Raw genomic sequence first — 21,317 nt, 5'->3', positions numbered from 1 at the left:
AGTTGGGTAGAAGCCCGGATGCCGACGGGGGTGATCGCGGTGGAGTTCGCCGTCTTCGTGATCGTCCTGGTGGCGTTGGCGTTGTTGTCGTCCTTCAGCGCATGGGTCGCCAGGCGCCGGAGCCGGGAGCCGCTCGGACTGCCCCCGGCTTCGCCGCGAGCCGAGCGGGCCGAGGCCGTGCTCACAGAGTGGCTGCTCGCCGGGTACCTGTCGGCCGAACAGTACCGGCGGGACATGGCCATCCTGGCCGAGCGGGAGGCGCATCGCCATCCTCCGCTCACACCGCTCGACCCGTGACCGCCGACCGTCCACATGGGACGATGTCCCGCGGCGCCGCCCGGTCAGGTCCGGCGGCCGGCCGTGGTCGGCGCTTGGCCCTGGGTCGCGTTGTGTGCGGGGTGCATCCGCCACCACACCGAGCGCCGCCGGTCGACGCGCCGGCGATCGGCGTGCCCGTCGAGCCGGCGGGTCGGGCGCCGCCCGGCAGCGGGCCCCGGCTGTGGGTCGACGCCGTGGTACACCTGGCTGGCGGGCGTGTAGCCGCCGGCGACCATCTGGGACAGGGTGCGTTCCATGCCGATGCAGGTGTCTTCGACGTAGTCCAGGCCGGCCTGCGCGGCGAGCGCCCGGGCGGGCGCGCTGGTGATGCCCAGCTGCAGCCAGACGGCGCTGGCGCCGATCGCCGCGGCCTCCCGCACGATCTCGGGCGCGTCCTGCGCCGGGCGGAAGACGTTCACCACGTCGACGCGGAACGGGATGTCGGCGACGCGGCCGTAGACGTGTTCGTCGAAGAGCCGGTCGGCGTGCAGGGTGACCGGGATGATCCGCCACCCCTGCTCCTGCAGCATCTTCGGCACCCAGAACCCGGCTTTGAGCGGGTCGTGGGACGCTCCCACCACGGCGATCGTCCGCGCATCCGCCAGAATCTCCCGTGCGGTGCGCATCGGACTCATCTCCCCTCGATGCTCGAGCCGGACGTTGCTTCGTACCTCTCCAGCCTTAGCTCGCCGCAGGCCCCCCGTGCAGGGCCGAAGGTCCCGCAACACGGTTGGGGCCGGATCACCGCGACCGGGGGCGTGCGACTCAGCCGCGGCGTAGCAGCCGGCCGACGGCGGCCATCATCTCGGTGGCCATCTCCTCGCCCTTGCCCTCTTCCGCGCCGTGGTGCATGCAGTGCCGCGCGTGGTCGTCGAGCAGGCCGAGCGCGACCTTGTCCAGGGCGGCCTGGATCGCGCTGATCTGGGTGAGGACGTCGATGCAGTACCGATCCTCGTCGACCATCTTCTCCACACCGCGGACCTGGCCCTCGATGCGGCGCAGGCGGCTCTGGAGCTGGTCCTTCGTCGCGGTGTACCCGCGCACGGGCGTCGTCATGGTCCGACTCTAGCGAACCCCTGGGGGGTATCGCCAACGATCGCGCCGGCGGTCGCCGAAGCGATGCACGCCACACGGACGTTGTCTACGCCACGCATGACTGGATACCCCTAGGGGGTAGCGGTATGGTACTAGTGGACGTTGGAACCCGAGAGTGAGGGAGATCGTCGTGACGACGCAGCAGACGTACACCGTGACCGGCATGACCTGCGGCCACTGCGTCCAGTCCGTCAGCGGTGAACTGGGTAAGCTCGACGGCGTCCGGGACATCCGCGTCGACCTGGCCGGCGGGCTCGTCACGCTGACCAGCGATGAGCCGCTCGACCACGCGGCGGTCCGCGCCGCGGTCGACGAGGCCGGATATCAGGTGGTGAGCTAGCCGTGCGCACCCCGCACAAGCTGGGCGCGTACGTGCTGGGTCTGGCGGCGCTGTTCGCCGCCGCGACCGGGGTCGGCAGGATTGCCGGCCCGGCCGCCGCCCCGCCCGCCCACACCGACACCCACGGCGCCGCCGCCGGGCACGCCGAGCACCCCGCCGGCCCGGCGGCGGACCTGCCGGGCGGCCTGCAGGTGACCGAGGACGGCTACCGCCTGCAGCCGCTGACCACCACCCTGAGCACCACGGCGGCGCCGTTCGTGTTCCGCATCCTCGGCCCCGACGCCCACCCGGTCACCGCCTACACGGTCAGCCACGACAAGGAACTGCACCTGATCGTGGTCCGCCGCGACCTGACCGGGTTCCAGCACCTGCACCCGCAGCGCCAGCCCGACGGCACCTGGACGGTTCCTCTCGCGGTGGCCGGCGCCGGGCAGTACCGGGTCTTCGCCGACTTCCGGCCGGCCGGACACGACCGGGGCCTGACCCTCGGCGTCGACGTGCCCGCGCCCGGCGACTACCGGCCGCAGGCGCTGCCGGCGGCCGGGCGGACCGCGGTCGTGGACGGGTACACCGTCACCCTCGACGGCGATCTCACGCCCGGCACCGCCTCGAAGCTGACCCTGACCGTCACGCGCGACGGCCGCCCGGTCACCGACCTGCAGCCGTACCTGGGCGCCTACGGCCACCTCGTCGCGCTGCGCGACGGCGACCTGGCCTACCTGCACGTGCACCCGGAGGGCACGCCCGGCGACGGCACCACCACCGCCGGGCCGCGGGTCACGTTCCTCGCCGAGGTGCCCAGCGCCGGCGCGTACCGCCTGTTCCTGGACTTCCAGCACGACGGCGTCGTCCGCACCGCCGCGTTCACCGCCGTCGCCGGCCCCGCGCACAGCTGAAGGAGGCATCGATGAGCACCCGGAGCCAGCCGCTGATCGCGGTACCGCAGCACCTCGAGCTCGCGATCGGCGGCATGACCTGCGCCTCCTGCGCCATGCGGATCGAGAAGAAGCTCAACCGTCTCGACGGGGTCACCGCCAGCGTCAACTACGCCACCGAGAAGGCCACCGTCACCTACACCGGCCCGGTCACCCCGGCCGACCTCATCGCCACCGTGGAGCAGACCGGCTACACCGCCGCCGTGCCCACCCCCGAACCGCCGGCGACCCCGGACCAGCCGCAGCATGATCCGCTGCGCACCCGGCTGCTGGTCGGCCTGGCGCTCGCCGTGCCCGTCATCGCCCTCGCCATGGTGCCGGCATGGCAGTTCACCTACTGGCAGTGGGCGTCGCTGACCCTGGCCGCGCCGGTCGTCGTCTACGGCGGGTGGCCGTTCCACAAGGCCGCGTGGACGAACCTGCGCCACGGCGCCGCCACCATGGACACCCTCGTCTCCCTCGGTACGCTCGCCGCGTTCGGCTGGTCGCTGTGGGCGCTGTTCCTCGGCACGGCCGGCACCCCCGGCATGACCCACCCGTTCGAACTGTCCATCCAGCGCACCGACGGCGCCGGCAACATCTACCTCGAGGCCGCCGCCGGCGTCACTCTCTTCATCCTCGCCGGTCGCTACTTCGAGTCCCGCGCCAAGCGCCGCGCCGGCGCCGCGCTACGCGCCCTGCTCGAACTCGGCGCCAAGGACGTCGCCATCCTGCGCGACGGCGCCGAGACCCGCATCCCCATCGACCAGCTGACGGTCGGTGACCGGTTCGTGGTGCGGCCGGGGGAGAAGGTCGCCACCGACGGCGTCGTCGAGGACGGCACCTCCGCCGTCGACGCCAGCATGCTCACCGGCGAACCGGTCCCGGTCGAGGTCGGACCCGGCGACGCGGTCGTCGGCGCGACCGTCAACGCCGGCGGCCGGCTCGTCGTGCGCGCCACCCGGATCGGCGCCGACACCCAACTGGCCCAGATGGCGAAGCTGGTCGAGCAGGCCCAGGCGGGCAAGGCCGCCGTGCAACGCCTGGCCGACCGGATCTCCGGCGTGTTCGTGCCGATCGTCATCGCACTCGCCGTGGTCACCCTCGGCTACTGGATCGGCACCGGCACCGGGACGACCGCCGCGTTCACCGCCGCCGTCGCCGTGCTCATCATCGCCTGCCCCTGCGCGCTGGGCCTGGCCACCCCGACCGCGCTGCTCGTCGGCACCGGCCGCGGCGCCCAGCTCGGCATCCTCATCAAGGGCCCCGAGGCCCTGGAGTCCACCCGGCGCGTCGACACCGTCGTGCTGGACAAGACCGGCACCGTCACCACCGGCCACATGACCCTGCACGACGTCATCCCCGCCCCCGGCACCGACCCCGCCGACCTGCTGCGCACCGCCGGAGCGCTCGAGGCCGCCTCCGAACACCCGATCGCGCGGGCCGTCACCGCCGCGGCGACCGACCGGCACGGCCCCCTGCCCGCCGTCACCGGGTTCGGCAACGTCGAAGGACTCGGGGTCCGTGGGGTCGTCGACGGCCGCACCGCCACCGTCGGCCGGGCCCGGCTCCTGCTCGACGACGGCCTGACGGTCCCCGCGGAGCTCCGCGACGCCCAGGCGGCCGCCGAGCAGCGCGGGCTCACCGCGATCCTGGCCGGCTGGGACGGGCAGGCCCGCGGGCTGCTCACCGTCGGCGACGCGGTCAAACCGACCAGCCCGGCCGCGATCGCCGCGCTGCGCCGGCTCGGCCTGACCCCGATCCTGCTCACCGGCGACAACGGCGCCGCCGCCCGCGCCGTCGCCGATCAGGTCGGCATCGACGACGTCATCGCCGAGGTCCTGCCGGCCGACAAGGTCGACGTCGTCAAACGCCTGCAGGCCGACGGCAAGGTCGTCGCCATGGTCGGCGACGGGGTCAACGACGCCGCCGCGCTCGCCCAGGCCGACCTCGGCCTGGCCATGGGCACCGGTACCGACGTGGCGATCGAGGCCGCCGACCTGACCCTCGTCCGCGGCGACCTGACCGCCGCCGCCGACGCGATCCGGCTCTCCCGCCGCACCCTGCGCACCATCCAGAGCAACCTGTTCTGGGCCTTCGCCTACAACGTCGCCGCCCTGCCCCTCGCCGCAGCCGGGCTGCTCAACCCGATGCTCGCCGGCGCGGCGATGGCGTTGTCGTCGGTGTTCGTCGTCACCAACAGCCTGCGGCTGCGCCGCTTCCGGCCCGCCCGCCCGGCGGACCAGGGCGCCGGCCCCGGCACCACCTGACCGCTGGGCCTGCTGTGGGAACCGATGCTCAGCTGAAACGGTGGGCACACGACGGGCAGCGGTGCCACCACACGCCGCCGAGCCGCTCCGCCTGCCAGCCGTCGGCCTGCGCCCGCGCCCACAGCGCCTCCGGTTCGACCCCGGCGAGCCGGAACACGGCGCCGCAGCGGTCACAGGAGACCTCCGCGGCGTCCTGGTCGTCCGTGACGAGCATCGTGCGATCACCTCCCGTGGGTCTGGGGTGGGTCAGCTGCCGGCGGCGACGGTGTAGATCGGCACGGTGCGCCGGCACGGGATGCCGTCCGGCTTGACGGCGGTCGGAAATCCGGCGTCGGGCCGGTCGAGGTCCCGCCGAGTTCGAGGCGGGCCGGGACATCCGGGCGGCCGACGGCGCGCCACACCTCGGCCATGCCACCCGCACCGGCCTCGCTCACCAGCCGGTACCGCCGGGCAACTGTCGACACCGCGGCAACCCTTCCGTGCAACGCCATCACCGGATTTTGCACGCTACTCATCCCCTTCCCCGGTGGCCAGGGTCGCTGACGGTGCGCGAGCGAATGACACACGACCGTCACACCCACGGCCGCCGCACACGCGAAATATTGCACTCGTGCAACATCCCTGGTAATGCCGTGCAGAGGGCCGTCCGGACGGCGATACTTGGATCACGGGTTCAACGACACACCCGGCGGACGAGAAGGGCGCGACGGCGCGATGGAGCTGGAAGGCCGGTACGGCCTGGAGCGGATCATCGGCGTCGGCGCCACGGCCGAGGTGTGGCGCGGTCACGACACGGTGCTGCGCCGGACGGTGGCGGTCCGGCTGCTCCGGGCCGACCGCGACGAACAGCGCACGCGGTTCCTCGCCGCGGGACGGACCGCCGCCGGCCTCAGCCACTCCAGTGTCGCCGCGGTGTACGACGTGGGCGTCACCGAGCTCCCCGGGCGCGGCGCCGTGCCGTTCATGGTGATGGAGTTCGCCGACGGGCTGTCACTGCAGGCCCGGCTCGAGGCTGGACGACTGTCCTGGCAGGAGACCGCGCGCATCGGCGCCGACATCGCCGCCGCCCTCTGCGAGGCACACGGCCGGTGGGTGAGCCACGGCCGGCTGGCCCCGAGCCACGTGATACTCACGGACGTCGGCGCCAAGGTGATCGGGTTCGGCGGCGACATGGCCGAGGACTTTGACGCCGCGGCGCGCGACATCCAAGCGCTGGGTGTGATGCTGACCCGCTGCCTGGCCGCCGGCGCCGCCCGGCGGGCCCCGCAGGCCCTGGTGGCGTTCGTCGACCGCTGCGCATCCGGCGACCCGGCCACCCTGCCCAGCAGTGACGAGGCCGCGGTGATCCTCGCCGGTCTGGCGGACGCGACGGCCGACCTCCCGGTCGCGGCCGGCCGCCGCCTTGCGCCGCGGCGGTCCGGTCGGACGCGATGGACGTTGGGCGCCGCGGTTGCCGTGGCCGGCGTGGCCGCTCTGCTGGTGGGCGGCGCAGCGGCCCTGGGCCAGGTCGGATCGGGCGGCCTGCCGTGGTTCGGCCACCCGCCCGGTGTCGCGGCCGTGCCGCCGGACGACCATCCCTGCGCCGACGCCGCGCTCGACCGGAGCGGCTGCGTGCCCGCCGAGGTTCCCGCGCGCCCGCCGGCGACCACCTCCGTGCCCAGGCCGGTGCCCAGCTCGCACACGGCCCGTCCGCCGGCGGCCGGTCCTTCCACTGCCCCGTCTGCTGCCCCGTCCGCGACACCGTCTGTGTCCAAGACGGCCGGCCCGTCGGCGTCCGGCTCGCCGTCGGCTTCGGCCGTGCCCTCGGCCTCCGCCGAGTCGAGCACCTCGCCCACGCCGTCGGCCTCCGCTGAGCCGAGCACCTCGCCTACGCCGGCGGCGTCCGGCTCGCCGGACACTCGCTGATCGTTCTCCTGGCCAGTTCGTCGTCGGCGAGGCCACGAAATCGATGGCGCAGGCGCCGCGTCCGCGTGGAGATCAGGCGCCCGCGGGTGAGGTCTGGAGGGCGGGCACGTCCAGCTGTGGGCGCGACTGCCACACCGCCCAGTCGGAGCTGATCGCGCTCGCCGCCCGCAGCAGGTGCGGCAGGTGCTGCTTGAGCAGCGTCTTGATGCTCGCCCGCCGCACCGCCCGCGCCGTGGCCTGACCCGGCTGTCCGCCACCTCTCCCCGCCACGCCGCATTCGCACCCACCTGCCCGCAACGGCGCCGGCGGCGGCCCGGGAGTCCCTGGCCGGCCTCTGAGCGTCGCCGACCCGGCCGCCACCGCAACCGCCCGGGCCGCGCGTCCGTCTCCGACGGCCGTGGAGTACTACTCGGCGTGCCGTGATACCGGGCTCGGGCCTTCCGCGGCCGCGTGGTCCAGGACGCGGGCGACGGTGTGCAGGAGCTGGTGCGCACTGACCGGTTTGGTGAGCAGGGTCGAGCCGGCCGGGATGGTACTGCGGGTGGCGAGGATCGTCTCGGTGTACCCGGACAGGTAGATGACGGGCAACCCGGGGTGGGTGCCGTGCAGGGCGGAGGCGAGAGCGGGTCCGTGCATGTCGGGCAGGATCACGTCGGTGAGCAGCAGCGCGAGGCCGGGGTGGGTCCGGGCGAGGTGCTGGGCATCGGCGACCGTCGCGGCGGACAGGACGGTGTAGCCGGCGTTGTGCAGGATGCGCTCGGTGATCGCCCGGAGGCTGTCGTCGTCCTCGACGAGCAGGATCGTCTCGCCGGCGCCGGGCCGGTGGCGCTGCACGGGCGCGGTGTCCGGTTCGGCGAGGTCGTCGGTGGCGGGCAGCAGCGCGGTGATGGTGGTGCCGTGGCCGAGCTCGGAGTAGATCTGCGCGTGCCCGCCGGCCTGGGTGATGATGCCGTAGATGGTCGCCAGGCCGAGGCCGGTGCCGTGACCCTTGGGTTTCGTGGTGAAGAAGGGTTCGAAGGCCCGTTCCAGGGTGGCCTTGTCCATGCCGGTGCCGCTGTCGCTGACCCTCAGCTGCATGTACCGGCCGGTGCGCACGCCGGGGTGCTGGGCCGCGTAGTGCTCGTCGACGGTGACCGGGGCGGTCTCGATGGTGAGGGTGCCGCCGCCGGGCATGGCGTCGCGGGCGTTGACCGCGAGGTTCACCAGCACCTGCTCGAGGCGGCCGGGGTCGGCCTTGATCCGCCACGGCTGGGCGGTGAGGTCGGTGATGAGGGCGATGTCCTCGCCGAGGGAGCGTCGCAGCAGCGTGTCGAGTTCGGTGACGACGGTGTTGAGGTCCAGGGGCCGGGTCTCGGGCGCGGGATCGGCGCGGGCGAAGGACAGCAGTTGCCGGGTGAGCGCGGTCGCGCGGTCGCCGGCGGCGACGATCTCGGTGAGGTCGGCGTGCAGGGTTCGCCAGGCGGGGTCCGCGGCGGCCACCGGTTCCAGGTCGGCGGCGGCCATGCCGGCGTAGCCGTTGATGATGCCGAGGAGGTTGTTGAAGTCGTGTGCGACACCGGCGGCGAGCTGGCCGAGGCTCTCCAGCCGGTCGGACTGGCGCAGCCGCCGTTGCAGGTGCTCGCGCTCGGTGACGTCGGTGATGACGGCGCAGCGGACCTTCCGCCCGGCGAACGACGTCGGGTAGGTGGTCACGCTCACCTCGGCGATCGTGCCGTCGTGCTTGATGTGGCGTTGCGGCCGGTCGCGCTCGACCGGCTCGGCGGCCGCGCCGGCGGCGTTCGCGCTGTCGCCGTCGTCCGGCGCGAGCAGGCCGGTGTAGGTCATGGTGAGGAGGGTGTCGCCGGGCCGGCCGTAGTACGCCACGGCGGCGGGGTTGACGGCGACGATGTCGAGCGTGTCGGCGTCGAAGAGGACGACCGGGTTCGGGCTGGCCTCGAACATCTGCCGGTAGTTGCGTTCGTGTTCCCGGGCGGCCTCCTCCGCCCGGCGCCGCTCCTGCAGTTCCCGGTCGACGGTGGCCAGCAGGGTCGTGAACTCCTCGCCGAGCTCGGCGACCTCCCGGGGGCCGGTGACCGAGACGGTCGTGTCCAGGTTGCCGGACGCGGTGGCGGCGCGCACGGCGGTGCGGAGGTTGCCGATCGGGGTGGTGACGCGCCGCTGCACGACCACCATGGCCAGCAGCCCCGCGAACAGGCCGAGCGCGGCGATCAGGGCCTGGCGCCGCGCGAGCCGGTCGGCGTCGGCCAGCGCCGCCGCCCGGTCCGCGCCGGCGAAGACCTGCCAGCCGGTGTCCTCGACGGCCGCCCGCCCGTACAGCCGGGGCAGCCCGGTCACGTCGACGCCGAGGCCGGTCGTTCTGAGCCGCGTGCCGCTGACCGCCGTGCCGGCCCAGCGCAGCCCGTCGGGCCACCGCGTCAGCACGGTGGCGTGGTCCTTGGTGGTGATGAGGAACTCGAGGTGGCGGGTCCCGCCGAACAGGTCTCCGGCCGCATTGCCCAGTGCGGTCAGGTCGACGAATGCCGCCACCAGTCCGAGCCCGGGGACGACGGCGGTGACCAGGAAGGCGGGTCGTCCGGTGCGGTCGTCGCGGACCGGAGCGACGGCCTGTGGTGTGCGCACCGCGCCGGGCAGCCAGGAGGCGCCGGCGTAGGTGTTCGCCGTCTGGCCGGCGGCCGCCGGCCGGGAGGAGCACGCGACGGTCCCGTCGGGGCGCAGGACGTCCAGGTGCCCGTCATCGGCACCGCCGAGCGAGAACGCCAGCTGGCAGGCGTCCGGATTGGCGAAAACCTGCGCCACGCCCGGGCTTGAAGCGACGGACTCGACGGTGCCGCGCACGGTGGCGAGGTTCTCGCCGATCTGCCGGGCCGCGAGGTCGGCCGCCATGGACGCGTCCGCCCGGGCGGCGGACACGGCATCGTTGCGGGCCTGTACCCAGCCCGCGTAGATGCCGGCCCCGGCGGTGACCACGAACAGCACCAGCAGCGCGACGAGGTATGACCGCAACGGCCACCGGCGGCGCCCGGTCCTCACCGGTCGCTGTGTGCTCACTGCCCTGCCGGGCTCCGGCGTGCTCATGTGGCGGCTACCTTCCCGGCAGGTGTGCCGGCCGCCGCCGAGTCCGGAACGGCAGAGGCACAGCGGAGGCCAGTTCGCGGGGCGGTCACCCACCGCGCCGAGGGTCCACCGACGCGTACTCCTTCAAGACGGTACGCCACCCGCCCCGCCGGCATGGCCCGAATCGGCGGCGGACAGGACGGCCACTGACCTGCGGCTGAACCGTGGCTATGACGCCGGCAATGCAACACGCCTGAGACCGGCACCACGCGTCACGGCATGCAACCAAGCACGGTTGCCCAGCGCCCGGACGGAGATCAAAAACGCGGTTCCCGAATTCGGGAACCGCGTCCTGACCTGCATTTCTTTGTAGCGGAGACAGGATTTGAACCTGTGACCTCTGGGTTATGAGCCCAGCGAGCTACCGAACTGCTCCACCCCGCGTCGCAGGCAGAAATCTAGCGCAGCCGGGCACAGATCCCCAAATCGGCTCCTCATTCGCCGCGCAGGGTGCCGGCCGGCTCGACCCGGCCGGCGGTCCACGCCGGATACATGCCGGCGACGGCTCCAACCAGCAGTCCGACCAGCGGACCGCTGATCAGGACCCGAGGGTCCAGCACCAGCAGCCAGTCCTCGGCGAGTGCCACACCGCTCACCACGTCGATGCCGGCCAGTGTGCCGGCCAGGCCGCCCGTGACGCCCAGGATGCTGGACTCGACGATGAACTGCATCATCACGGCCCGCCGGGATGCACCGACCGCCCGGCGGAGGCCGATCTCGGCGCGCCGCTCGAGCACGGCCACGAACGTCGTGTTCGACACGCTCAGCGCCGCGATGGTGAGTGACACGATCGACAGGCCGAGGAACAGCGCCGCGGTGTCCCGCTCCACGCCCTGCCGAAACGTCCTGAGGTCCGGCGGCACGAGCGCGGCCAGCCGGTCGGGCGCCTCGGGCGCGAGGACCAGGCGCGCCTCGGCGGCGACCTGGTCCGCGGCGCCCAGCCGCGTGCTGATCACCGCGCTCGCCGGGCCGAACCGGTCGAAGCGGTTCCGTTCGTCCAGGCAGGTCTCGTACGGCACCACCACCGCCGCGGTGAGCCGGATGTCGCCGACCGGGGCGGTGAAGACGCCCAGGACCAGCGTCGCCCGGCCGTCGAGGAAGATCATGCGACCGGGCGCCTCGACGTGCAGCCGCCGCGCCGCGACCGTGTCGAGCAGCAGCACCGGGTCGCGACGCACGCCGTGCCCGGCGTCGAACGCCCGGCCGGCGACCATGGTGACGTGCAGCGCCGCCAACGCGTCCGGCTGCGCCGCGATCACGTTGGCCGAACCGCCGCCGGCACCGTCGAGCGTGGCAACCCGGTGGCGGTCGCCGGTCGCCTCGCACAGCAGTCCGGCGCCGACGACGCCGTTCAGCCGCCGCAGGCCGGCGGCCCGGCCGGCCTCGGGTCGTGGCAGGTCCTCGGGCCAGCGGACCGAGACCTGCGTCGCCCGTACCGCGTCGAAGCGGTCGGAGATGGCGGCCGCCGCGGTCGCCGTGACCCCCAGCGTGGCGGTGGTCGCGGCCACCCCGAGGGCGACTCCGGCCGCAGTCAGCAGCGACCGGAACGGCCGGCCGGCCACGGCCAGCCACGCCTGATGCAGCACGTCCAGCACCGCGGTCCGTGGGCGCGGACCCGGCTCAGCCGACACGGCCGTCACGCACTTCCAGCGTCCGGTCGGCGACCTCGCGTACCGCCTGCTCGTGCGTCACCACGACGACGGCGCGCTCGGGCCCGACCGTCTCCCGCAGCAGCGCGAGGATCGCCAGCGTGGCGTTCTGGTCGAGGTTGCCGGTGGGCTCGTCGCAGAGCAGGAGCACCGGCTCGTGCACGATCGCCCGCGCGATGGCGACCCGCTGCCGCTCGCCGCCGGACAGGGTTGCGGGTCGCGCGGCGGTCCGATGGCCCAGACCCACCGACTCCAGCGCGGCCACCGCTCTGGCCCGGCGGCCGGGACGCGACTGCCCGGAGTGCACCATCGGCAGCATCACGTTCTGCACGCAGTCGAGGTGCCCGACCAGGTGAAATGCCTGGAAGACGAAGCCGATCCGGCGCGCCCGCAGCGCCGTGCGGGCGCGCTCCGGCAGTCCGTGCACGGCCCGCCCGGCCAGCCTGAGCTCACCGGCGGTCGGAGTGTCCAGCAGACCGAGCAGGTTGAGCAGCGTAGATTTGCCGGACCCCGAGGGCCCGACGATCGCGACCAGTTCCCCGCCGCGGACGTGCAGGTTGGCCTCGCGCAGGGCGGTGACCGGCGGCGGCCCGGCGAAGGTCCGCGCCACGCCCACGGCCTCCACCAGCGGCTCAGCCATCGCTGACCCGCACCCGATCGCCGGCCCGCAGCGCGCCCGGCGTGACCGGCACCACGGCGGATCGGCCGTTGGCCCGGACCGAGATCGTCACCGGCACCTGGACGCCTGACTCCAGCGTCAGGTTGACGGTCCCGTCGGCCGCGGTCCACAGCGCCGACAACGGCACGATCAGCGAACCGGCCGGGCTGTGCGCCCGCTCGGCGATCACCTGCTGGGCGTCGCCGACGTGCGCGGAGGCGGGCGCCGCGCCGCCCCCGATCGTCATCACGGCCGCCTGGGTCGGCGGCGACGCGGGGTCGCGTCCGGGTACATCGACGACGCCGTCCGGCGTCGCCGGGCGGCCCTCGAACGGCCCGGCGCCCAGCCGCAACGCAACCCCCGCTTCGGCGGGCGCCGGCCGGTCCCCGGCCAGCGGCACGCGCACCTGCCAGGCGCCGGTCACCACTGACAGCAGCGATCCGGTCGCGGTGCCGCCCAGCCGGACCCGTACCGTGCCGATCTCCGCCGGCAGGCCTGGCACGAACGCCAGCTCGCCCGCCGGCACCTGCACGTGCCGGGCGGCCGGGGCGGTGGCGGTCGCCGGGACGTCGATCATGACGGGGGCATATCCGGCCCGCCGGTACATGCGCTCGACGTCCGCCTCCGTCCTGGCCGTGAACGTGCCGGTGACCGGGCTGCCCAGCGCGGCCTGCAGCTGCCGCACGTCGCGCCCGGTGTCGCCGGCGGTCAGGTCGCGGTACGCCGGAAACGCCCCGGACAAGGCGATGACCGGCCGCCCGGACACCTCGACCAGAACCTGGCCGGACCGCACCGGCCCGCCGGCGACCATCGGCGTCGCGGTGACCACGAGGGCCGCCGCACCGGCCACCCGGGCCGGTGCCGGCACGTCGACCTCGAACTCCCGCTGCAGCTGCCCGTCGTAGGCGGTGGCGTCGATCAGCTCGCCCGCCTCGACGGCGACGGTCACCACCGACGGTGGGGGAGGCGCGGCCCGGGCCGCGCTCTGCGCCGGCGTTCTGGCCCGACCGGCCGACTGCACGGCGGCCACGCTGGCGAGCGCGAGGCAGGCGACAAAGCCGGCCAGCGCCCAGCCCCGGCCGCGTCCGGGCCCGTGGTTCCCGGCCCCGCTCATGCGCCGAGCAGCCGCTGGGCGGCGATCACCGCAGCGTGCAGCAGCTCCCGCAGCGCGACGAACTCGGTGTCGTGGTCGCGCAGGTACTGCTGAGCGTGCTCCGTCCACGCCGACCGCAGCACCCGGTCCACCTGCGAGGTCTCGGAACACTTCGCGTCGGCGACGGCCAGCGCGATCTCGTTGCGCTCGGCGTCCTCGAAGCTCGGCGCCGGCGCGTTGCGCGGCCAGTGATAGCTCACGGCGGTCGCTTCCGCGTCGTCGACGGACTCCAGGCCGGGGTAGCCGGCGGCCGCCATGCACGAGGTCCAGCGCTTCGTCGCCGCGACGACCCGCTCGTCGGCCTCGCCGGCCGACCGCAGCCGGCTGCTCATGTCCCCGGCGACGGCGACGAGCCGGAAGTACCGCTGGAGATCCCCGTACATGCTCGTCATGACCTCTTCGTCGCAGCCGCCGCGCCGCATCCGCAGCTTCGACCCGTCGGCGAGCGTGTACTGCGCCCAGGTGCCGAGCGCCGCCTGGTAGCGGTCGCGCTCGGCCTGCGGCAACCGGTCGTACGCCGAGGCCTGGGCCGGCGGAGGCGTTTCGTCCGATGGTTGTCGCTGCAGCCCGTACCCGTTGCGCTGGGCCTGCTCCAGCGTCGGCGCACCGTCGCGGTACGGGTAGGCGTCGGCGGCATGCTGGGTGCCCGCCTTGGCGGGCGAAGCCGGATGCACGGTGAAGCCGCGGAGCTCCATGCACCGCGTGACTGCCTTGCCCTTGGCCGCCTCCGCCTCGTCCAGCAGGGACCACACCTCGGGCAGGACCTTGGCGACAGGGCTCGCCGAGGCGCCCGGGCCGGCCGGGCCGCCGGCCGCCGGCGCACCCGGCGGTGCGGAGCAGGCGGCGGCGCAGCACAGCACGCCGAGCCATGCCGCGCACACCACCCGACCAATACGCATCGACGTCGACCTACGGCCAGACCACGAACTGTTCGCTGAACAGCGTGTACCCGCTGCAGGTACTCGTCCAGACATGCGCCGAAATCAGATCGTTCATGTCGGCTTGGCGCGAGACGCTGTAGCCCTTCTTGAGGCATTTGTTCCGCCCGCTGCCGCCGGCCGCGTCGAAGAAACGCACATTGCCGTACGTGCTCAGGCCGTGGTCCTCCCAGGAGCGGCTGTTGTTGTTGATGTACCGGTAGGCGCTCGGAATGGACGCATAGTCCCAGGCGTCGTTGTAGAAACCGATCGCGTATCCGCTGTAGTCCTCCCACACCCACGCGCATACGTAGCCGCCTTGGCAGTTCGCATTGCCGTAGTGCTCGTAGTACGCGTCGGCCGCCTGAGCGGGTTGCGCCGTGGCGACCAGCGTCGCCGCCGTGGCGACGGCGGTGATCAGGGCCGCCGATCTGTGTCGTTTCACCTGCTGCCTCCTGAGGACGGTCCACCGGCGGCGCGCAGATCGTCGCGCAGGCTCTGTGCCTTGCGCACCGCCTCGGTCTTGATCGCGCGGTACTCCTCGGCGTCGCCGGTCCGCGCACCGGCGAGGCGGGCGAGCTGCGCCTGGTGCAGCCGGTCGCCGGTCGCTCGCAGCCCGCTGCGCTGCGAGCAGCCCGCATCGGCGACGGCGAGTTGCCGTTCGTATTCCTGTGCGTCGCCCGGCGTCGCGGCGCGGTAGTGCGCCAGCGCGGCGGCCCGGGCCGCGTCCGGGTCGGCGAGGTCGAAGCCGTGCCCGGACATGCACCCGCGCCACACGTCGAGCGCCGCCCGGTACGCCGGGTCCGCTCGCACCACCGGCACGATCTGCGCGTCCAGGTCGGACGCCCAGACGTCGAGGGCGACCCAGCGGTCGAGGTCGCCGTAGAGGGCGCGGCGTGCGTCGGCCAGGCAGCCGGTGCGACTGGTCGTGTACCGCAGGCCGTCGGCGGTGTCGGCGCTGGTCGTGTCGTCGCCGGCGCCGAAGAACGTCTCGTCGTACCGCAGCCGGCGCTCGGGGCTCAGCGCCGAACGGTAGGAGCGGTTCGGGTCGTCCTTGTCCAGCCGCATCTCCGCCGTGATGCCGTACCCGTTCGCCGCGGCCGCGGTGGCGTCGTCGCTGCCGTACGGCCGCACGGCCGATACGCCGTCATCGACGGCGGGTGCGGTCCAGTCCACCGTGAACCGGAAGCCGTTGGCCGCCATGCACCGTCCCGCCAGGAGCAGTTCGGCCCACTCGAGGAGCTGATCGGCCGGGGCGCCGACGGCGGGCAACCGGCCGACCCGCAGCGCGACCGGCTCGGCGGTGGGCGGGTGGGCGCATCCCGCCGCCGCCAGCGCGGCCGCGACGAGCGGTACGGCGATCCATGGTCCTCATCACCGATGAACCTCGCCCAAACGAGCAGGGCCCGCCATCCGCCTCCGAGCGGACCGCGATCCATTGACGCCGATATTGCTGGGTCGTAAGCTTCGGCGCTCAAAAGCAGCATGCAGCCCGTCGCCACCGAATGCGTTCTATGGGGGAATCGCATGAAGTCGGGCCTTACAGTCATGACCACCGGAGCGGAAGAAATCGTCGATCTGCCACCCGGCCGGTCCGCCACGTTCGGATCATGCCGTTGTAACAGCTGCACCTTCGACGTCAGGGTGCATCCGGCCATCACCATCGCCGTGCGCATCATCGCGGAGGAGACGATGTGGCGGATCGGAAACCTGCATTCCGAGGTCAGCTGTACCGTTTCGAATTTGGAGGCACCGGCGGAGCACATCGCCGTCCCCAGCGGCCGGATGGCGATGCCCGTGCCGTTCGAGCTCGCCACGGTGATCAGCGGCGGCCGGCCGGCCCTCACCGTGTTCGGCCCCGAACCGCAGCTCGCTCCGGCCACCGTGTCGTGCCCGCAGGTCGCCTACGAACCGGTGCTCGACGAGGGCACGGCCTACTTCCGCGCACTCGTCGCGCTGTGCGCCTCTCGCATGCACGGCGGATCGGACGCCCGGCTGCCGAGCACCGCGACGATCGCCGGGATGCTGACCCGGGCCGGGGTGCCGACCACGCCGAGGGGCGCCCGCGACCATCTGGACCACGTGTTCGGCAAGCTCGCGCTGGCCGGCACCGCCGACCCGGACGGCGAGCGAAGCGGCCCGTGGCGACGCGAGCTGCTGGTGCGCACGACGCTGCGGCGCGGCATCGTGCGCCCCGAACACCTCGATCTGCTCGTCCCCCGCCTCGCCCGGTCCGCCTGACTCACATCTTGAAGTTCTGCTGCACGATCGGCCGCGCCATCTCCAGGCGGGCCGCCTCCGTCGCGCCGGTGACCGCGATGAACCACCGGTGGCCATCGGGCTGCCATGCCTTGAGGTAGAGCGTCGAGCCGTCGTCGGTCAGCAGGAACTGACCGCCCGTGTTCCAGGACGCGGGAAGGTCGAGCGGCACGCCGGGCAGGCCCTGATCCTGTGCGCCGTCCTCGACGACGACAACCCGCCACACGTCGGCCGTCGAACCGCCGGACCGCACGAACGCCGCTCGGCGACCGTCCCTGGGCAGCACCTTGAGCGCCGGCTCGCGCAGGGCCGCGCCGTCCACGTCGGCCACGCCGGTCAGCGCGTCCGCCACGCCGCGCAGCGCGAGCGGCGCCGCCGCCGTGGGCGCCGCCACGGAGCCGGTGGTCCGGGTGGCCGCCGGATCACCGGGCTGCGGCCGGGTGGATCCACCGGGCCGGGCGAGCAGACCGATCGTGACGATGATCGCGGCGGCGACGACCGCCGCGCCGAGCACCGCGCCGGTGCGTTGCATCAGGCGTCCGCGATGCAGTTCACGTTCCACATGCGATATCACCACCTCGGTCGACAACGGCAGCGCCTGGCGGTCGGCGGTGAGCTCGCGGCGCAACCGGCGCTCCAGGTCGTCAGAGCTGTTCACGAATCGCCTCCGCGGCTTCCGACGATGCCAGCGCGGCCCGCAGCCGGCCGAGGGCGCGATGCCGGAGGACCCGGACCGATCCAGGGCTGCGCCGCAGCATCCGTCCGATCGTGACGTCATCGTCGTCGTCGAAGTAGGTCAGCACGAGCACGGCCCGCTGCGACGGCGGCAGGTTGCGCAGCGCCGCCTGCAAGCCGTCCCGCTCGACGATCCGGTCGATCGCCGGGTCCGGGCCGTCCCGGCGCGAGGCGGCCTCGACCGGCATCCACCGTCGCCAGCGCTGGATTCGGCGCAGTCCGGTGACGTGCAGCCGCACCATGGTGGTCTTGGCGTACGCCTGCGGGTTGCTGGCCCGCTCGAGCGTCCGCCAGGCCCGGGCGAGCCGGACCAGCGTGTCCTGGACCAGGTCCTGCGCGTCGTCACGGTCGCCGGTCAGCGCACGGGCGAACGCACCCAGTGCCGGCAGCGTTGCCCGCACGAAGGCGGTGAAGCCGGCCCACTCGCTGTCGTCCACGCCTTCGGCACCTCCCCGGTCACCTGTTACGACGCCCCAGCCCGACACGGCGTTACACCGTCAACGGATCCAGTTCACCGCAATCAGGACCGCCACCGCGAGCGTCGCGGTGAACGCGACGATGAGCGCGGCCGTGATCTGCCGATGGTACGTCTGCCACTGCACGTCCCAGCCGCCTTCCCGGTCGTAGCCGAGGTTGGCCAGCAGCATCAGGGACCGGCCCAGCCCGAAGCCCAGCCCGGCCACGGCCGCGGCGACCGGCGAGGCGACCAGCGCGACGGTGACCGCCAGCGCGTACGGCAGGCCGGTCGGCAGGTACGTCCGGGCTCCGGTGCCCATCTCGAGCCCGAACTGGAACGGACCGATGAACCGGCCGAGGCGGAACACGGTCTCCGGAACCAACCGGCGATTCTCGGGCAGCCGGAACCGCAGCACACCGAGCTCACGCGCCAGCAGCACGAGGTACCACCCGGCCACGATCGCGACCCGGACCCACCCGGGCAGCGGCGCCCGCAGCAGCGAGCCCAGCACGAGCAGGAGCAGGCACATCGCCGTCCCGCCGGCGAGCAGGCCGGCGCAGAAGGCGTAGGTCGGTGCGCCCCGCCAGACCGGCGAGCCCAGCACCGAGGCGGAGTTGCGGCTTCAAGTGGATCCGCTGGCCGCGAAGCCGGCACTCGCCCCGGCCGCCAGCCAGCAGGCGAGCACGGTCCAGCCGGGGGCGAGCCCGGCTGTCCGCGCGATGACCGCCACCACGGCGGCGACGACGACGGCACCCGCGAGGACACGCGGGTGCCAGAACGGTCGCGCCCGGGAGCGGCCCCGCGCGGTGTCGGTCATCTCAGTACCGGCAGATCGTGAAGTAGGTGTAGCTGCTGCCGCCCGCGCTCACCGTCATGTGCCCGTCGGAGCAGCGCCACCAGAGTCCGTTCGACGGCGTGGTCCACCGCCAGGCGTTCTTGTACCGTCCGTTACTGCCGCAGTAGCTCGACGACGGCGCGTAGGTGTAGTGCACGGGCGCGTCGTACACGGTGTCGGACCGGTGCCAGCCCGACGCGCAGTAGGTGCTGCCGCGGTAGTCGCCGCCGAAGCAGGCCGCCTGGTACCCGGTGTAGGCCCCGACGTTGTCCGCCTGTTCACCGTACCCGCCCGGGTAGGCGTCCTGGCAGTCGTTGCGGTCCCAGCCGAGCAGACCGCCCGGGCCGGTCTCGGCGTGGGCCACGCCACCGCCTCCCGGCACGAGGCGGGAGCCGAGGTCGGCCACCACGGCGCCGACCGTCAGCGCGCCGAGCGTCAGCGCGCGCAGGACGACCCGCCGGTTCGAGGTGGCCGGCAGGCCGCTGAGGGCCCGCGTCCGCGGCGCGTCGGCCGGGACGACGTCAGCGAACGGAATCTGTTCCAGCGTGTACGGCATCGGCTTCCACTCCCCGGTTCATCGCTAGGGACCACTCGTTCAGGACCCGGTCGACGCCTGCGACGTCGACCGGGAGAAACAGCCGCTGCACCTCACCGTCGGCGGCGACCAGCAGCAGGACCGGCGGAGACAGATGGGCGATCTCCTGCCACGACACCGGGTCGCTGACCACGGGCAACCGGTCGGTGTCGACCCGGCCCGCCCACGCGTCGGCCTGCTCGTACGTCATGAGCGACAGCGGAGCCGGCAACCGGTCCGCCAGCCGCGACAGCCGTTCGGCGACTGCCCCGCACAGCGCGCAGCCGGAGTCGGCCGCCAGCACGATCCGGGCGGTGCCGGTGCCGGCGATCCGCATCGCGGTCCGCGTCGCGGCGAACTCGGTCGCGTGCCGGTCGACCCGGGCCTGCAGCAGCCGCAGGGAGCGCACGGTCGCGCCGAGCGCCAGGAACAGCAGGGCGATCGTCAGCCAGGTCAACACCAGCAGCGCGGTCGTCGCGGGCATCTGCCGGCCCTCACTTCCCGGCCGGCGCGGCGTCCGCCGCGTCCGTCCAGTCGACCTGGACCTCGTCCAGCCAGGCGAGCAGGGCGGCGTCGGTCACCCCGGCGCCGGGCGCGAAGTGCACCTCGCCGAATCCCCGGGGGAAGCCCATGAAGTAGGTGTAGTCGGTCAGGGCGGAGGGGCTCTGCACGCCCGGGCGCGCCCCCCGCCACACCTCGCCGTAGCGGGTGGCCTGGCCCTGGTGCACGGGGAGCACGGACCGCGCCTGCTGCGGGCTCATCGTGTTGACCGTGCCCCGCCCGGCGACCGAGACGACGATCTGCTCCAGCACCGAGTCGAGCAGCATGCTCGAGGTCGGGCGCACCAGCATGCCTTCCGGGTGATCCTCGATCTCCAGGGCCGAGAACAGGTTGATCACGACCTCACGACGCGGCGCCGGACCACCGAACACGGTCATGAGCTCGTGGTAGTCGCCCATCAGGGTGGCCACCGCCCCGGCGCCGTTCTCCTGCCGTGAGACCACGACCTCGCGGCCGTGCACGACGAAGCGGTCCACGGTCGTCGCCGGCACGACGTAGGTCCCGGCGAACTGGTGGTACCCGCGCGGGCCGATCTGAAATCCGCGGGCGAGCGATCCACCTGCGAAGCGGATGTGCGTCCCGACGGCGCCGACCTTCGGCCCGTCGGCCAGCCCGATGTCGACCTGCTGCCCGCTCGGGGCGAGCAACCGCAGCCGCTGTGCCATCCCTGCCTCCTGTCGCCGTAGCTCACCTGGGCCAGCCCGACAGTACAAGGAATAGCGCTTGCTCTATATCCGCGCCCGCGCGGATGCCGCAAGGTCCGGAGCAACCACAACCGTGATCGACCCCAATCGCGACAAGGCATTGAACCCAAAGGCGAGAGGCCCTCGCCGCGAAGCAGGGGCCTCTCAAGGTTGTAGCGGGGACAGGATTTGAACCTGCGACCTCTGGTCAGGATGACCTCCGAAACGGACTGCAACCATCCGACTCGGCGTCGATCTCCTGCTGGTCGGCCAGCCGCTCCCGGGCCTGGAGCTGTTGTTCCCAGGCGTCCAGCGATTGTTCGCGCCAGTCGAGCCCCGCCTCGCGGCGCTTCAGCCATCGTTCGCGCTCCGCGACGGCGGTTTCCCGCGGCCCAGGTGTCCGGCCCGGACGTCCTGGGCGTGGGCGCGCTGCTGCAGCGTCTCCTGGGTGGCGGCTGCGGCGGCCTCCAGCGCGGCGGCGGGGCGGGCGACCTCGTCCGTCAGGGCGGACTGCGGCTGGATGGAACCGGCGGCCTGGGTCTGTCCGGCGTCGACCGGGCTGTTGCATGGACCTTACCCGGCGGGTTCGCCGTGAACCATTCGATCCGGACGTGACAGCCGATGGCGCGGGTCTTGGGCCGGGCGACCTGCGACGTGCTGAGCGACGTGCGGGCGCGTGCTATGTTGAGCACGTTGAGCTGTGTCGATCGGCCGCTTTCTGGCTGGTTGACCGAGTCTCGACCGCGCGAACGGCGAACCGCCGCGTGCATGGTGTTCGCACCGAATGACCAGCGCCGTGAAGCTTTCTGCGCTCGCCGGCCGGCGCTGCACCCGCCAATGAGAGGTGGGGCATGTCCAACAAGTTCCGTGACGAGATCGT

Annotated in this window: 24 protein-coding genes, 1 tRNA gene and 1 pseudogene; 7 read left to right on the top strand and 19 right to left on the bottom strand. The window is 73.3% G+C overall.

Features of this window, described 5'->3' with window-relative positions:
• Positions 1-18: 18 nt before the first annotated feature.
• Positions 19-297: a hypothetical protein gene (locus tag ACQEVU_RS30175; protein ID WP_433329413.1), complete on the top strand. Its 279-nt coding sequence runs from the start codon at positions 19-21 to the stop codon at positions 295-297.
• Positions 298-539: 242 nt separating this feature from the next.
• On the opposite strand, the pseudogene ACQEVU_RS30170 reads toward ACQEVU_RS30175, so the two are convergent.
• Both ACQEVU_RS30170 and ACQEVU_RS30165 read right to left on the bottom strand, forming a co-directional pair.
• Positions 540-944: pseudogene (locus tag ACQEVU_RS30170) on the bottom strand (CoA-binding protein); the annotation flags it as partial.
• Positions 945-1,083: 139 nt separating this feature from the next.
• A complete protein-coding gene (locus tag ACQEVU_RS30165; protein WP_433329411.1) occupies positions 1,084-1,374 on the bottom strand; it encodes a metal-sensitive transcriptional regulator in 291 nt (96 codons plus the stop codon).
• A gap of 202 nt (positions 1,375-1,576) precedes the next feature.
• On the opposite strand from ACQEVU_RS30165, the gene ACQEVU_RS30160 reads away from it, so the two are divergent.
• The 3 genes from ACQEVU_RS30160 to ACQEVU_RS30150 are packed head-to-tail and all read left to right on the top strand — an operon-like array spanning position 1,577 to position 4,937.
• Positions 1,577-1,753: a heavy-metal-associated domain-containing protein gene (locus tag ACQEVU_RS30160; RefSeq protein WP_433335136.1), complete on the top strand. Its 177-nt coding sequence runs from the start codon at positions 1,577-1,579 to the stop codon at positions 1,751-1,753.
• A gap of 2 nt (positions 1,754-1,755) precedes the next feature.
• Positions 1,756-2,649 (top strand): hypothetical protein, encoded by an 894-nt coding sequence (locus ACQEVU_RS30155; protein WP_433329409.1) that lies wholly within the window; start codon positions 1,756-1,758, stop codon positions 2,647-2,649.
• 11 nt (positions 2,650-2,660) lie between these two features.
• A complete protein-coding gene (locus ACQEVU_RS30150) occupies positions 2,661-4,937 on the top strand; it encodes a heavy metal translocating P-type ATPase (RefSeq protein WP_433329407.1) in 2,277 nt (758 codons plus the stop codon).
• Positions 4,938-4,965: 28 nt separating this feature from the next.
• Here the strand turns inward: ACQEVU_RS30150 and ACQEVU_RS30145 are convergent, their stop codons facing one another.
• Positions 4,966-5,151 carry a hypothetical protein gene (locus tag ACQEVU_RS30145; RefSeq protein ID WP_433329405.1) on the bottom strand — a complete coding sequence of 62 codons (186 nt, stop codon included), beginning with the start codon at positions 5,149-5,151 and terminating at the stop codon, positions 4,966-4,968.
• A gap of 500 nt (positions 5,152-5,651) precedes the next feature.
• Between ACQEVU_RS30145 and ACQEVU_RS30140 the strand changes: the two genes are divergently transcribed.
• Positions 5,652-6,842 (top strand): serine/threonine-protein kinase, encoded by a 1,191-nt coding sequence (locus tag ACQEVU_RS30140; protein ID WP_433329403.1) that lies wholly within the window; start codon positions 5,652-5,654, stop codon positions 6,840-6,842.
• A 72-nt stretch (positions 6,843-6,914) separates the two neighbouring features.
• Here ACQEVU_RS30140 and ACQEVU_RS30135 read toward each other — a convergent pair whose 3' ends face one another.
• From ACQEVU_RS30135 to ACQEVU_RS30095, 9 genes are all read right to left on the bottom strand, one after another.
• Positions 6,915-7,064, bottom strand: coding sequence for a hypothetical protein (locus ACQEVU_RS30135; protein WP_433329401.1), 150 nt, complete (start codon positions 7,062-7,064; stop codon positions 6,915-6,917).
• 183 nt (positions 7,065-7,247) lie between these two features.
• Positions 7,248-9,872, bottom strand: coding sequence for an ATP-binding protein (locus ACQEVU_RS30130; RefSeq protein ID WP_433329399.1), 2,625 nt, complete (start codon positions 9,870-9,872; stop codon positions 7,248-7,250).
• A 394-nt stretch (positions 9,873-10,266) separates the two neighbouring features.
• Positions 10,267-10,340, bottom strand: a tRNA-Met gene (locus tag ACQEVU_RS30125).
• Positions 10,341-10,390: 50 nt separating this feature from the next.
• The gene (locus ACQEVU_RS30120) at positions 10,391-11,596 is read right to left on the bottom strand and encodes an ABC transporter permease (RefSeq protein WP_433329397.1); all 1,206 of its coding nucleotides are present in this window, start codon (positions 11,594-11,596) and stop codon (positions 10,391-10,393) included.
• A complete protein-coding gene (locus ACQEVU_RS30115; protein ID WP_433329395.1) occupies positions 11,577-12,245 on the bottom strand; it encodes an ABC transporter ATP-binding protein in 669 nt (222 codons plus the stop codon). The genes ACQEVU_RS30120 and ACQEVU_RS30115 overlap by 20 nt, the downstream gene beginning before the upstream one ends.
• On the bottom strand, positions 12,238-13,377 hold the full coding sequence (locus ACQEVU_RS30110; protein ID WP_433329393.1) for a peptidoglycan-binding domain-containing protein: 1,140 nt from the start codon (positions 13,375-13,377) through the stop codon (positions 12,238-12,240). Before ACQEVU_RS30110 ends, ACQEVU_RS30115 begins: the two co-directional genes overlap by 8 nt.
• The gene (locus ACQEVU_RS30105) at positions 13,374-14,315 is read right to left on the bottom strand and encodes a hypothetical protein (protein WP_433329391.1); all 942 of its coding nucleotides are present in this window, start codon (positions 14,313-14,315) and stop codon (positions 13,374-13,376) included. Before ACQEVU_RS30105 ends, ACQEVU_RS30110 begins: the two co-directional genes overlap by 4 nt.
• Positions 14,316-14,325: 10 nt before the next feature.
• Positions 14,326-14,778 carry a hypothetical protein gene (locus tag ACQEVU_RS30100; RefSeq protein ID WP_433329389.1) on the bottom strand — a complete coding sequence of 151 codons (453 nt, stop codon included), beginning with the start codon at positions 14,776-14,778 and terminating at the stop codon, positions 14,326-14,328.
• Positions 14,775-15,605, bottom strand: a complete 831-nt coding sequence (locus tag ACQEVU_RS30095; RefSeq protein ID WP_433329387.1) for a hypothetical protein — start codon at positions 15,603-15,605, stop codon at positions 14,775-14,777. Before ACQEVU_RS30095 ends, ACQEVU_RS30100 begins: the two co-directional genes overlap by 4 nt.
• 276 nt (positions 15,606-15,881) lie before the next feature.
• Between ACQEVU_RS30095 and ACQEVU_RS30090 the strand changes: the two genes are divergently transcribed.
• The gene (locus tag ACQEVU_RS30090; RefSeq protein WP_433329385.1) at positions 15,882-16,574 is read left to right on the top strand and encodes a hypothetical protein; all 693 of its coding nucleotides are present in this window, start codon (positions 15,882-15,884) and stop codon (positions 16,572-16,574) included.
• 1 nt (position 16,575) lies between these two features.
• Here ACQEVU_RS30090 and ACQEVU_RS30085 read toward each other — a convergent pair whose 3' ends face one another.
• The 7 genes from ACQEVU_RS30085 to ACQEVU_RS30055 are packed head-to-tail and all read right to left on the bottom strand — an operon-like array spanning position 16,576 to position 20,419.
• The gene (locus ACQEVU_RS30085; protein ID WP_433329383.1) at positions 16,576-17,250 is read right to left on the bottom strand and encodes a hypothetical protein; all 675 of its coding nucleotides are present in this window, start codon (positions 17,248-17,250) and stop codon (positions 16,576-16,578) included.
• Positions 17,237-17,764, bottom strand: a complete 528-nt coding sequence (locus ACQEVU_RS30080) for an RNA polymerase sigma factor (protein ID WP_433329382.1) — start codon at positions 17,762-17,764, stop codon at positions 17,237-17,239. Before ACQEVU_RS30080 ends, ACQEVU_RS30085 begins: the two co-directional genes overlap by 14 nt.
• A 60-nt stretch (positions 17,765-17,824) precedes the next feature.
• Positions 17,825-18,388: a hypothetical protein gene (locus tag ACQEVU_RS30075; protein WP_433329380.1), complete on the bottom strand. Its 564-nt coding sequence runs from the start codon at positions 18,386-18,388 to the stop codon at positions 17,825-17,827.
• An 18-nt stretch (positions 18,389-18,406) separates the two neighbouring features.
• Positions 18,407-18,601: a hypothetical protein gene (locus ACQEVU_RS30070; protein ID WP_433329378.1), complete on the bottom strand. Its 195-nt coding sequence runs from the start codon at positions 18,599-18,601 to the stop codon at positions 18,407-18,409.
• Position 18,602: 1 nt separating this feature from the next.
• Complete coding sequence (locus tag ACQEVU_RS30065; protein ID WP_433329376.1) at positions 18,603-19,175, bottom strand: hypothetical protein; 573 nt, start codon at positions 19,173-19,175, stop codon at positions 18,603-18,605.
• Positions 19,141-19,677 carry a hypothetical protein gene (locus tag ACQEVU_RS30060; protein WP_433329374.1) on the bottom strand — a complete coding sequence of 179 codons (537 nt, stop codon included), beginning with the start codon at positions 19,675-19,677 and terminating at the stop codon, positions 19,141-19,143. Before ACQEVU_RS30060 ends, ACQEVU_RS30065 begins: the two co-directional genes overlap by 35 nt.
• Before the next feature lie 10 nt (positions 19,678-19,687).
• The gene (locus ACQEVU_RS30055) at positions 19,688-20,419 is read right to left on the bottom strand and encodes a hypothetical protein (RefSeq protein ID WP_433329372.1); all 732 of its coding nucleotides are present in this window, start codon (positions 20,417-20,419) and stop codon (positions 19,688-19,690) included.
• Positions 20,420-20,857: 438 nt separating this feature from the next.
• On the opposite strand from ACQEVU_RS30055, the gene ACQEVU_RS30050 reads away from it, so the two are divergent.
• On the top strand, positions 20,858-21,052 hold the full coding sequence (locus ACQEVU_RS30050; protein WP_433329370.1) for a hypothetical protein: 195 nt from the start codon (positions 20,858-20,860) through the stop codon (positions 21,050-21,052).
• Positions 21,053-21,317 lie beyond the last annotated feature (265 nt).

The sequence above is a fragment of the Dactylosporangium sp. CA-139066 genome (assembly GCF_050936175.1).
Classification (GTDB): Bacteria; Actinomycetota; Actinomycetes; order Mycobacteriales; family Micromonosporaceae; genus Dactylosporangium.
Note: the sequence above shows the minus strand (reverse complement) of the source record. Positions and strands in the feature narration are given on the sequence as shown.